At 41.7% G+C, this 12,704-nt stretch carries 9 protein-coding genes; all 9 read right to left on the bottom strand.

The genetic code is table 11. The annotated features are described in order from the left end of the window. Positions 1-5: 5 nt before the first annotated feature. Complete coding sequence (locus AC04NP_RS08330) at positions 6-1,289, bottom strand: bifunctional folylpolyglutamate synthase/dihydrofolate synthase (RefSeq protein ID WP_482859110.1); 1,284 nt, start codon at positions 1,287-1,289, stop codon at positions 6-8. Between the two features lie 38 nt (positions 1,290-1,327). Then, on the bottom strand, positions 1,328-2,248 hold the full coding sequence (locus AC04NP_RS08325) for a hypothetical protein (RefSeq protein WP_482859109.1): 921 nt from the start codon (positions 2,246-2,248) through the stop codon (positions 1,328-1,330). 2 nt (positions 2,249-2,250) lie between these two features. Next, entirely contained in the window at positions 2,251-2,640 is a 390-nt protein-coding gene (locus tag AC04NP_RS08320; RefSeq protein ID WP_482859108.1) for an ExbD/TolR family protein, read from the bottom strand. 1 nt (position 2,641) lies between these two features. Next, positions 2,642-3,325 (bottom strand): MotA/TolQ/ExbB proton channel family protein, encoded by a 684-nt coding sequence (locus AC04NP_RS08315; RefSeq protein WP_482859107.1) that lies wholly within the window; start codon positions 3,323-3,325, stop codon positions 2,642-2,644. A gap of 80 nt (positions 3,326-3,405) precedes the next feature. Further along, complete coding sequence (locus AC04NP_RS08310; protein ID WP_482859106.1) at positions 3,406-4,143, bottom strand: SPOR domain-containing protein; 738 nt, start codon at positions 4,141-4,143, stop codon at positions 3,406-3,408. A gap of 158 nt (positions 4,144-4,301) precedes the next feature. After that, on the bottom strand, positions 4,302-5,966 hold the full coding sequence (locus AC04NP_RS08305) for a TonB-dependent receptor (RefSeq protein ID WP_482859105.1): 1,665 nt from the start codon (positions 5,964-5,966) through the stop codon (positions 4,302-4,304). 61 nt (positions 5,967-6,027) lie between these two features. Beyond that, positions 6,028-9,090: a tetratricopeptide repeat protein gene (locus AC04NP_RS08300; protein ID WP_482859103.1), complete on the bottom strand. Its 3,063-nt coding sequence runs from the start codon at positions 9,088-9,090 to the stop codon at positions 6,028-6,030. Positions 9,091-9,196: 106 nt separating this feature from the next. After that, complete coding sequence (holA, locus tag AC04NP_RS08295; RefSeq protein ID WP_482859102.1) at positions 9,197-10,219, bottom strand: DNA polymerase III subunit delta; 1,023 nt, start codon at positions 10,217-10,219, stop codon at positions 9,197-9,199. A 115-nt stretch (positions 10,220-10,334) separates the two neighbouring features. Continuing rightward, a complete protein-coding gene (locus AC04NP_RS08290) occupies positions 10,335-12,596 on the bottom strand; it encodes a PAS domain-containing sensor histidine kinase (protein ID WP_482859101.1) in 2,262 nt (753 codons plus the stop codon). Positions 12,597-12,704: the final 108 nt, after the last annotated feature.

The raw sequence follows: 12,704 nt of genomic DNA, 5'->3' as shown, positions 1-12,704 counted from the left end.
CCCGGCTACAGGTTATCAATTTCAGCCACAACAAATGCACTTCCTCCGATAAAAATAATGTCATCTTCACCGGCCGCTTCCCGGGCCGCAGATATAGCCGTGTTAACATTGTCGTATGTTTTTCCTGACAAACCCAAAGTCTTTGCACTTTCTGCCAGTACTCCGGCAGGCAAGGCCCTTGGAATCTGCGCCTGACAAAAATAATAGTGGGCATCACGTGGCAACAATTTTAAAATATCGATGGTGTTTTTATCATTAACCATGCCCCATATTATATGCACACCAGGATAGGACTGCCGGGAAATGAATTTTATTATGGGTCTTATTCCTGACTCATTATGGGCAATATCACATATGGTTGTCGGTTTTTTGTCGAGCAGTTGCCATCTTCCCTTTAAACCTGTAATGGCCGCAGCATGGCTAAGTCCTTCAGTGAGTGCCTTTTCGGGAATAATAAAACCACTTTTCCTCAGTAAATCAATGGTTTTGAGAATACCGGGAATATTTCTGATATGATAACTTCCCTTTAAATCAAAAATCAGTGAAGACAGTAACACCTTTCCATCGGAGTTACGTACCTGACAATTACCAAGCTCATTGCTTTGCACCTGGTATTCTTGGTCTGCATAATACAATCCGGCCGCCGACTCCTCGGTCTTTTGCTTAAACACACCGGCAATTTCCCCCTGGGTTTCGGAAATGACAACAGGAATGCCCGGTTTGATGATTCCCGCTTTTTCCGAGGCGATCTGCGACAGGGTATCTCCGAGTAAGTCGGTATGGTCAAGGCCGATATTGGTGATAACACTTATCAATGGCGTAATAATATTGGTAGCGTCCAGCCGTCCTCCCAGACCTACCTCTACCACGGCAATATCTACCCCCTCTTTAGCAAAATGGTCAAATGCCATCACCACCGTGGTCTCAAAAAAAGAAGGTTTCAGGTCATTGATAAACGCTTGATTTTTATCCACAAAAGCGACGACCTCCTCTTCACTCATCATGTTGCCATTCACCTTTATCCTTTCAGTGAAGCTTTTCAGGTGTGGTGAAGTGTAAAGTCCCGTTTTATACCCCGCGGATTGCAATACAGCAGCAATGCTGTGGGCGGTGCTTCCCTTGCCATTGGTACCTGCAATATGTACTGATTTAAACTTGTGATGCGGGTTGCCGAGATGTCGACTCAATGTGATGGTGTTACCCAGGTCTTTTTTAAAAGCAGTTTTCCCCTGCCTTTGGAACATAGGTAAACTTTGATAAAGAAAATCCAGTGCTTCCTGATAATTCATACAAATCAATAATCTGCGCCGAATTTACAAAAAACAGATTAATTTGATTTGATAATAAACGTAATCCGGCCGGTAGATACCGGGGCCGGCCTGGTATTTTCGGCCGTTTTGTGGAATGTCAGGTTTTCTACTTCATCACGGTAGATTTTTTCAACGGCGGGACTTACCGTTTTTTCTATGGTTCTTACTGAAATAATCTCCCCCTGATCGTCAACTTTTATCTCAAAAACAATCCGGCCACTTTCCTGCGAGCGGTCATCGGGCCTTGGTAACTCATCCCAGTTCCAGCCGGCCAAATCCAGTCTCGACCCACCACCGCCACCCTGGCTGCCATACAGTGCCTTTGAGTCTACGCTGCCCCTGGGTTTTCCCTGGTCACCGGTTTTTTGAGGCCGGTCTCCCTGGTTGCTTCTGGCCGGTTCCTTCTCACTTTTTCCCTGACTGTTGCTTTCAGGCTGCTTGTTTTTTACCGGACTTTTTTCCGGCGCTTTCTCTTTGGGTTGCGGATCCTTTATGGGCTCCGGTTTTTTTCCGGGTTCCTTTTTCTTAGGTTGAACCTCCTTTTTAGGTTGTGGTTTTTTTTCAACTACCGGGGCAGGATCCGGTTGGGTCACTGACTCTTCGACTGCTTGCTTGGGTGACTCCTCCGTTGTCTCTTGTTTTACAGCTTGAGGGGCCTTTTCTACAGGTTCTTCAACCGGCTCTTGTTTTTGAGGTTTAGGCTCCTCAGGTACTTTTTCTTTCACCTTTTTGGTCTCGACAGGCGGCCTTCTTGGTTGCACCCGTCCGCTACCGGCATTACCCGTACCGAAGTTTACTACGATGCCGTATTCCGGAATCGGAGGGTCGGGAGCCTGCCACGCCAATAAAAAGAAAAATATCAGCAATAAAATGGCGTGGATGCTTATGGAGACAATCGTTCCTACTCGATCATATTTTTTTTCCTTGGGCGCAGACACGTTTATGTGGGTTTAGTGGCAATAGAGACCGTAGCTTTTAACGCTTTGGCGATACCAGCTACACTGACCAGATGCTCGGTGGGCACTGATTTATCGATGTGTAAAACAACAATACCTTCCTGCCCTTCCAGTTCCCTTCTCAAAGCATCTTCAAAATTCCTTCTGGAAGTGGGCTTATCATTCACATAATACTTTAAATCCTCGGTGATGGTCACCGTGACTTTTTGTAAAACAATCGTGGAGCTTTTACTGCTGGGAAGGTTTACCCGCAAGCCAGAGGGCGTAATAAACGATGAGGTCAGCATGAAAAAAATGAGCAACAGAAATATTACATCTGTCATCGAAGACATACTGAATGCGGCTTCCACTTTATGTTTTGATTTTAAATCCATATCACCTGGGTTCTTGCAATAAATCAATAAAATCTACCGAAGTATACTCCATTTTATGTACCAGTTTTTGCACCCTGGCCACAAGGTAATTGTAACCCAGATAAGCTACGATACCCACCATCAAGCCAGTGGCAGTAGTAATCATAGCTTCGTAAATGCCTGCCGATAAAAGCTTGGGGCTTACAGAGCCTTCTTCCTGGGCAATGGATATGAAGGCCTGGATCATACCGGTTACAGTTCCTAAAAACCCGATCATGGGTGCTGCTCCCGATATGGTAGCCAGTGTAGAAAGATTCTTCTCCAGCTTGTAAATTTCAATTTTACCGACATTTTCAATGGAAACCTCAATGTTTTTTAGAGGGCTGCCAATCCGGCTGATACCCTTTTCAATCATTTTGGCAATAGGTGATTCTGTTTGAGAACATAAAAGCCTGGCCCCATTGATATCTCCGGCTGTCACCAGATTTTTGATTTTATCTATAAACTGGTTGGGAGTCCTGGAGGCACTTCGGATGGTAAACATCCTTTCCACAAAAATGGATACCGCCACCATGGAAAGCACCAGTAAGGGGATCATCATATACCCCCCTTTAAGCATTAAATCCCATACGGAAATAGCCTGTTCCGCAGATCCGATGCCTACAGTATCCAATGCCTGAGATGTTGAAATCTGTAATAAATTCATACTTACCTTTAACTTGATTAAAATTGTGTCAGTAAAACTCCAGGGCAAATATCAGGTGATTTATTCGATCTTAATGACTATCAATGCTTAATGATCCACAGGCTGCTCCCATACTCAGCTCTGAAACCTTCCAGGTTATTAATAGCTTCCGTAATCGTATCAAAATCTGCGATGGATAAACGATAAAACCTGTTATTCCCCGATGGTATTATCAAGGTAGTACTGATTCCTTGTTTTCCGAGTTTGGCAGCATAGTCCCTTGCTAAATCCTCATCAAAAAAGCTGCCAATAATGACATAAGTGCGACCGGTCCGGTTGCTAATTACATTAAAAGTACCTGCTTCAACGCCCGCCCCAACCACCACATCGTTTCCTGATTCATCATATCCAAGATTTTCGGCCCCTTCATCATTCGGGTCCCCGTCACCCGTTTCCGGGTCGCCGTCACCCAGTTCATCACTGTCTGCATCACTATCGACACCCGTATCTAATGGTGTGCTATTCTGGTCTTCAGGAGTAGTGTTTTCAATGTTATCGGTATCCTGACTCACCTCGCCGCCAAAACTAAACATATCCTGTCCGAAAAAAAACCACAGTACTGCCAGCACTATCAAGAGCCCGAATAGTAAAGAAACAATCAGCGCTGCGTTTGATTTTTTTTCCTGATTGGCACCATAACGGCTTCCGGATCTTACCGTACCTTGGCGCCTTCCAATGCCACCCCGTTCTATAGGAGTTAAAGTTACTTCCGGCAATCCATAATCGGGATCATTACCAAATTCCATATTACTTCCGCTCTGATTCATGTATTCAGCCATTTTATGATTTTTTAAAGTTAAAGTAACCAAATCTTCCGTAACGTCTTAAAATCCACCTAAATGTAAAGTTTATAACTTTAGTTACAAAGCAAAAAAAATGAAATAAACTCACTCCGTTTAATAATTGGGCAAATTGTAAAATTTCCGGTTTTTCCTCTTTACAGGCGATCAAAAGCATAGGTAATACCTGCCATCAACATAAATCCTCTCGCCGGATAGTTATAATATCTCTCATAATTCCTGGAAAGTACATTGTTAAAATTCAAAAACATAGATACCTGGTCCGAATAGCGATAGTCGACTTTAAAATTCAGGTCGACGATCGGATCCAGTTCCACCTCCTCGTCTGTCAGGAAGTTTTTAGCTTTAATGCCTCCCATTGTATACAAGTCACTGCCAAACAGTATCTTATCAAAGAGATTAAACGAGCCCAAAAGACTAAATTTATAAGTAGGCAAGTGCCAGGGCTCTTCTACCCTGTCCATACCATAGGCATAAAAGTCAAACCTGGCCGCTCCCCTGAAAATGTTGTTTTTATCAACCCCGAACTCACCGAAGAAATTAAACCTGGTAGTGTTTCCTGTATCGTAAAGCACATTAAACTTGGCGGTATCCAGTGGATCGTTGATGAAAAAGTGCATATTCTCATAATCAGCTAGTGAAAAGCCGGCCTTCAGTGTAAAGCTTCTCAATAACGAGCCTTTGATTCCTCCATAAAACTCCAGTTCTTTATTGGCATGTACCAGTGGGATTTGTGCATTGATAAAAGGGTTTTCATCCACAAGGGTATGCAGGTTTACCTCCTCTATATCACCATCCAGACCGGCATATACACGCACATCATCATTGAGATCATAGGTGGCACTTCCTGATAAATACACGTGGGTCCGGTTTGCGCCGGCAATGGTGTCATTTTCATAAACTATGTTCAAACCCGCATTAATCTTTAATTGACCAGCCAGGAAGTCGACACTTGGCCGGACCTTGAACAGATTTCTGTTAATGGAAGTCCCATCCGTTCTTCTGGTCAGAGAAAGATAACTGCTCAGGTCAAATCCCACGTTTTCATCCAGAGAAAACGTGGATTTAAAATCCACTCCGAACCTGCTTTCCCTCGCGTCAAAATGATCGCTGAGATGACTGAATGATGGTTTGAGTTTAAAATAAAAATCACTGCCGGTATCCCTGGTTTCCAGTACTCCGTCTATGTAAAAGTTATTGAAGTTTTGCTCTATCGTATCGCGCAAAGCCTCGACCCGTCGATCGTATCCGTAAAAGTGATTTTTACGGTGGTTATAGTTGAGATTACCGCTTAATATGAAGGCATCATAAAATACTTTTCCGTTTACCCCTAAAAAGCTTTCTGCCGATCCGGAATTCTTTTTGTCCACAGGGCCTCTGGCGGAGGAGGCATGTTTGCCATGGAAACTGTAGGCATACTTCTCATTCCTCTTACTGTTAATGAAAGCCTCAAGGTGGGCACTGGCAAAATTTCCTATACCTGCCTTTAAATAATTGGCATATAACTTTTTCAACAAAGGGTCTTTAATCGTCAATACACGGATCTTTGGGTCGAGATCCGGCAACTGATAATTAAAGTCTTTGTACTGAAACTGCATTTGCCCGGCCTCATTTTTAAGCGGCAGTGGTGAGATTTTCTCATACAACCTGGAAGCCGGTGGCAATTCAATCTTTTTGTCTTTTTCAACAACGATCTCGGCATCCTCAATCTCCCCCGTTCGATCCTCCCAATCCTGCCCCGTTGCTACAAAACTAAAAAGGCTGAAAACACATAAAACATAACACCTTTGTTTAACACGCATATTTTCCTATTCTAACCCTTCAACTTAAAATTGTCCATTTACAATTGTCAACTGTCAATTATCAATTGCCAATCTCCCGGAAGGTGGTATCACTTTCCAACACTTCCTGTTGTTCCTGTCGCTGATTTTTTGACTGTTGCAACCGACGTAATTTATCTTTCGCCCTGTTAACTATCTCCTGCTCAGGTGATTTCTCAATAATCGAATTGAGTGTAGCTTCTGCCTGGAAATATTCCTCCAGGGCAATGTAGTTGTCGGCAATTAACAGAAACGACTGACCAATCCAGTTTTCGTACACACCAAAATTGGCATTTAAGTCTATAAGGGTTTCAATAGACCTTTTATAAGATTTCTGGTCATACAAAATCTTACCTACCAAAAACTGGGCTTCTGCCCCATTTTCATCCTTGGCAGCATTCAGGGTATTCATGAACTGGTCCATGGCCATATCAATATTTCCCAAGGCATATTCGGCTTTTCCGATGTAAAGGGTCGCCTTGTTAGTGGCATCTGCGGAAACATTCCCCTTTTCTAAAATCAGGTTTGCATATTCCTTCACCGAAGGGTAGTTTTTCAAATAAAAATGAGCCCTCATCAATCCTGACCAGGCATTATAAGATTGTCTTTTGTTTCTGGCAATATTAGCCAGTTTTTCAAAGTAAGTGATGGCTTTTTTGTAATTGTTTTTTTCAAATTCAATTTCGGCAATCCGCTGAACCGCCTTATTGATCCTGCTGGTTTTATTATCTGCTTCTACCTGATAATAGAGGTCAAGCGCCTGGTCATCCTGCCGCATGCGATAATAAGACTCAGCCATGTAGTATTTAGCCTCGTAGGCATTGGTGTTGCCCGGATAATTGCTCATGTATTTTTGGAATGACTGTATCGCCTGCTGATATTCCTGATTATTGTACAAGGTTTTGGCTGTCTCATATTCGATATTTTCCAAAGACTTGTTGTCCGGATTGGCGCTTTTGTATTTAGCCAGATAGGTTTCAAATTCTGAAGTCCTGTTTTGCAAAGTCAACACTTCCTGCAACGCAGAAATGGCGCTACTGGCAGTGGTATGTGTCGGATAATCATCCAGAATTCTCTCATAATCCCTTTTCGATTGATTATAGTTTTTGAGGTTGTAATTTGAAAAACCCCTTTTAAGTAACGCATGGGGTATAAACGAACTTTGTGGCCTGCGGGAAATCAATTTGCCAAAACCATCTACCGCTAATTGGTAATTTCCCTGTTCAAAATCCAGTTGCGCCTTTTGATACATGGCATTATCGGCATAGGTGGATGAAGGGTAGCGGTTCAGTACGATATCAAAGTTCTCCCTCGCCTGCGTAACATTATTCTGTAAACCCAAAATGATCCCTTTTTGAAAATAAGCATAGGCCAGATCGGGGCTTTTGGCATGGATGGCCTTTTGGTAGTTAGCCAGGGCAAGATCATAGTTTTTTGTGACATAGTAGCAATCGGCAAGCCGGATTAAAGCATCGGTATAGAACTGTCTGTCGATGCCATTTCCGGGACTGTTTACAAAACCCTCAAAATGTTCCAGCGCCCTGTCATATTGCTGTGTGTTATAGTAGGCATAGCCAATACCATAACGGGCTCTTAGAAATTCGTTGCTGTTGGCCTCGAATGGACTTGAAATTACAGCCTTGTAGCTACGGATCGCATCATCGTAACGCTTGCCGATCGAGTAGGCCTCTCCGGACCAGAAATGAGCTTTTGCAACAAGCTGTTCATCTTCAGGGTAAGTAAGCGATTTGTCAAACATTTGCACTGCCCGGCGATATTTGCGGTTGTTGAAATTTTCTGTGCCTTTAAAATAAGTGACCTGTTGATATGCCCGTTTGATTCTGGGATCCTTTTTGCCGATTTTCTCAATGTGTTCAATAGCTTTGTTATAATCGCTGGTTTTCAAATAAGCTTCACTGAGCAAAATATTAGCCTCACTCGAACGCTCGCTATCAGGAAATAATGAGGCCAGGTTGTTTAAAGCATCTATAGCTTCGTCAAAGTTACCCAGGTCATAGTTGATTTTTGCCTGTTTAAAAATGGCCTCCTCCTGCATGACCGGATCAAAGTTCATCCTGGCGGCGTTATCGAAAGCGGTGAGGGCAAAATTTTTGTTATTACTCCTTAAATACAGGTTCCCCAGATAGTAAGAGGAACGCTGCCCCAATGCATTTTTTCCGGATGCCAGTTCTTTAAAATATGCTTCAGCACGGTCAAAATTATCCATATTGTAGAAGGCCAATGCCACCCTGTATTTAACCTCGGGATCTTTTTTGCCGCGCTGGTTCTGCATATAGGTGTGAAAGAATTCCGCTGCTTTATCATACTGCTGTTTTCTGAAATAAGATTCAGCGATCAATAAGCTAAAATCCTCCAGGTTTTTTACTTTTCTGCCGCTGGCAACTACCTGTTCCCCATACTGCAGCAATTCGTCATATCTTTCCTGTTTGTAATATACATTGAGTATCATATAAGGTACAATAGCAGAATAAGCCTCGTCCTCTTCAGCCCTTCTCAAATCTGTTAATGCCTCGTCATAGGCACCATTCCTGAATTCAATAAATCCGGCATAATAGTTTGAGGCAGCCGTGTAAGGACTTGTTCCCTGTTTCACATTGTTGAAATAACTCAGGGCTTTATCAAAATTCTTTTTGTTAAAATGAGCATAGCCCAGTTTAAACCGGGTTTCCAATCTTTGATCGGCGGTCAGCTTGTTGATGTCGGTTTTTTCAAGGTACGCTATGGCCTTGGTATAATCCTTATTTTTAAAATAAAAATTGCCTAATTCATAAAAAGCCATCACCGATTTGGGGTGCCCTTCATACCGGTTTACAAATTGGTCGAGCAAAAACTCACCGTCGTTATGGTACAGGCTCATCGCGCAAAAGGCAATGTAGTATCGGGCATCTATGGCCTTTATCGACTCAGGCTCATGATTGATGTATTCTTCAAATGCCGTTCGTGCAGCCGCGTATTGTTGCTTATCGAACAAATCTATCCCCTGGCGGAAATATCTGTCATTATCAATCTGGATCATGGTATTTTGGGCCGGGACACCATACCAGCAGCAAAGCAGGATTAGTATAAAAAGGATTATTTTATCCATAAAAATTAGCCAGAACAATCTTACTAATAACTTTAGAATAACGCAATTATTGTGATTTTCAAGAGACTGTCTTTTTTAGCTTATATTGCCGCGCGAATATTATTTTTCAGTGCAACAACTTAAACACCAGCTCTTTCAAAATCTGCACTTCATTAACCGTGCCAATCTGTACACCTTTGGATTGCAAATCTGCATTTTTGAGGTGATGAATATTATCTATCACCTTGGGCAGGTGATAATTATTCATCGCCAGTTTATACTCTTTGACAAAAAAAGGGTTCACTTTCAAAACTGCAGCCAGGTTTTTATCTGACTTGTCTTTGGTATGATGAGCCATAAGGAGTTTACTGAAAAACGAAAATAACATAGCTATAATTGGCAAAACGGGATTAGCTCTCGGGTTAGCCGCAAAATAATTAATAATCTGATTGGCCTTCAGTACGTTTTTGGTGGTCAGGGCTTTTTGCAATTCAAATACATTGTATTCCCGGCTGATTCCAATGTACTGCTCAACATGGCTTTCCTTTATTTGTTTTGTATCATTCAGGTTAACCAGCATTTTGTCGATTTCATTGCTGATTCTTTTCAGATTGTTACCAACAAACTCCGTTATCATAAAAGTTGCTTTTGGCGCTATTTCATAACCCTTTTCCGACACATAATTGTTGATCCAATCAGGTATTTGATTATCATAAAGCTTTTTGGTACTAACGAGCAACGCGTTTTTGTCTATAAGCTTTGCCAGTGCCTTGCGGTTATCCAGTGCTTTATATTTATAACAAAATACCAGTAAGGTAGACGGCACCGGGTTTTGCAGGTAGGCTTCCAGTAGTTTTACAGCATCCGGTTTATTGAAATCCTGTATCTCCTGTGCTTCTTTGACTAAAACCAGTTGTCTTTCAGCCATCATAGGAAATCTTCTTGCGTTAGTGATGACAGCATTCATAGAGACGTCTTTGCCGTACATGATTATCTGGTTAAAACCCTTTTCATGATCCGGAATGGCATTTTTTTCAATATGATCTGCGATAAGATCTATGTAATAGGGTTCATCTCCCTGCAAAAAATATACAGACGCATACTGGCCCTTCTTCAGGGATTGCAATACCTGGTTAGAAGATTGCGGCATATTTCAATTCGTTGCTAATTTAAACGCTAATATAACCTGATAGATTATTTTCGTTTAAATCATCATGAAATATTTTTGTTTTTTTGGAGAAGTTGTGTTGAATCCGTTCGCTATATCAGCGTTGAACCCCATCTTTTATTTTGATGGAAAATGTTGTTCCTTCGTTTACTTTGCTGAACAAGCTCACCTTGCCATTTAATTTTTCCACAGCATTCTTGAGTATGTAAAGCCCCAGCCCTGAGCCAATTACCTGATCGTTGGCCCTGAAGAACATGTTAAAGACCTCTCCCTGAATGTTTTTTTCAATGCCAATTCCATTGTCTTCCACTTTGATCAGCAAATCATCGTTGAGGTTTCTTTTAATCTCTATATCGACATCGCCCGGTTGACCGGGCTTGGAATATTTGATGGCATTTTCAACCAGGTTTTGTAAAATGGTGGTAATCAAGCCACGGTCACTCACAAAAGGCCTGTCAAGATCAATTTTAAGATTGAATCTGACATTATCGAAGTTGGGCAAATTGGTAAATAAGTTGATGCAACTGTTAATTATACTTTTAAAGTTGATTTTCTCTTTGTTTATGTCTACTTCCTTGATTTTCGTCAGTTGTATGAGCGTTAAAATAATGTCGTTGAGCCTGGTTATCTGCTTATTATACAAGTCAAAATACTCCAGTGCTTTTTCATCTTTGATCTCATTCTCCACGATCTTATACAAACCCAGCAACGACGCGATCGGCCCGCGCAGATCGTGTGAAGCCTTGTAAACAAATGTATCCAGCTCTTTATTTTTATATTTCAAATCCTGCTCAATTTGCTTCTGATCCGAGATGTCACGAATAATGCTGGAATAATATTCCACTTCTCCATCGATGGCTTTATGGGAGATGATTACCTGAGATACGGTAATCAATTCTTTATCATAGCGCTGAATGACATTCTCACCGCTCCATATACCCCTGCTGGCCGCTACCGGAATTGCGTAATCCCTGGTAAGCTTCTGGGAATGCTCCGATTGTAAAATTTTCACAGGAAATCCTGTTACATTGTCTTCAGGACTGAATCCGTAAAAATCCCTGGCGGCCTGGTTCAGATAAATCAAATTCAGATGTTTGTCCAGCATCAGGACGATATCAGACGTGGCTTCAATAATACTTCCGAATCGCTCCTTTTCGGCAATAGCTTTGCGGATCGGGGTGATATCCTGTATGGTTCCAAAATGCCTTAAATGATTACCTTCATGATCTTTCTGTACTTTGATGCTAATGTAAATGTTCCGGATTTCACCCTTGGGCCGGATAATTCTGTATTCTGTAAAATCAAGGTAGTCTTCAACCCTTGATTTCATAGCCCGGTCCATGGCAAGATAATAAGTGTGCAAGTCGTCGGGGTGAATCAGACTTACAAAATCATCGACATTCACCACATTTCCTTCACACACCGTCAAACCTTCACCGAGCATTTTGACAAAATTTTCTCCCACTTTCATCCGGTCAGATGCTACATCCAATTCCCACGTCGATAGATTGGCCAGGGCAAGGGCATCTGACAGTTGCTCTTTACTTCTGCTTAATTCGCCTTCGATTTTATGGATTTCTGTTATATCCTGTATAGTACCATATTGTTTAATTGAGTTACCGTCCTTTTCCACTAAAACCCTGGTGGTTGCATAAAGGTACCTGATTTGACCATCGGGACGGATAATCCTGTATTCGGTGTGATCTATAGAGTTATCCAGCTCATTATTGACGATTCTTTTCCTGGTTTTGTCGAAAACCTTACGATCATCAGGGTGAATCAGTTTTTTGTATTGGTTAATGGAAACCAGGTATTTACCCTGTTCAACAATCCGGAAATCTTCTCCGCCTCCGATGATGTCCACCATGCTTTTGCACACAATGAAGGCATCCTTTTCGAAATCATATTCCCAGGTTGCACAGTTAGCCAGCATCAGGGCCTCATTGAGCTTTTTCTCATTGCTTTGGAAAGTAAATTCCATTTGCTTGGATTCCGTAATATCCCGCCAGATCGAAAACAGCAGATCCTGGTTACCTTTTTTGTATATGGTATTTGAGATTTCCACCCAGCATAAAGCAAACCGGGTAATAAACTGAAAAACTTTGTTTTGGTGAGGATAATTGTTGAGATGGGTAATAAACTCCTGCAAAGTATAGGCATTACCCTTCTGGTCTCTGATGAGTTTAAAGACATCGTCATCAAAAACATCATCATGCGCCTTTAAGCCCAATAACTCCACCCCGGCACGGTTGGTGTCAATCAGCTTATCATGGTCAATGATGAAAATCGCATCTTTGGATTGTTTGAAAAAGAAAGATGCATCTATTAAAAAATCGTTTGTTACAGTTCTAGATTCCATTACAATAACGCCAAAAATAACAATCAATAGAAAAAATAAATTTTCAATTTCAAACGATAGCCAACATGTATGAATAAAGAGTAAAAACGTAAAATTCAGGTTTTTAGT

The sequence above is a fragment of the Agaribacillus sp. DX54 genome (assembly GCF_056858335.1).
Note: the sequence above shows the minus strand (reverse complement) of the source record. Positions and strands in the feature narration are given on the sequence as shown.

Excerpts from the sequence above, each read along its gene's own strand:
- AC04NP_RS08330 (WP_482859110.1), bottom strand. The coding sequence starts at position 1,289 with ATGAATTATCAGGAAGCACTGGATTTTCTTTATCAAAGTTTACCTATG.
- AC04NP_RS08320 (WP_482859108.1), bottom strand. The coding sequence starts at position 2,640 with ATGGATTTAAAATCAAAACATAAAGTGGAAGCCGCATTCAGTATGTCT.
- AC04NP_RS08315 (WP_482859107.1), bottom strand. The coding sequence starts at position 3,325 with ATGAATTTATTACAGATTTCAACATCTCAGGCATTGGATACTGTAGGC.
- AC04NP_RS08310 (WP_482859106.1), bottom strand. The coding sequence starts at position 4,143 with ATGGCTGAATACATGAATCAGAGCGGAAGTAATATGGAATTTGGTAAT.
- AC04NP_RS08305 (WP_482859105.1), bottom strand. The coding sequence starts at position 5,966 with ATGCGTGTTAAACAAAGGTGTTATGTTTTATGTGTTTTCAGCCTTTTT.
- AC04NP_RS08300 (WP_482859103.1), bottom strand. The coding sequence starts at position 9,090 with ATGGATAAAATAATCCTTTTTATACTAATCCTGCTTTGCTGCTGGTAT.
- holA (WP_482859102.1), bottom strand. The coding sequence starts at position 10,219 with ATGCCGCAATCTTCTAACCAGGTATTGCAATCCCTGAAGAAGGGCCAG.
- AC04NP_RS08290 (WP_482859101.1), bottom strand. The coding sequence starts at position 12,596 with ATGGAATCTAGAACTGTAACAAACGATTTTTTAATAGATGCATCTTTC.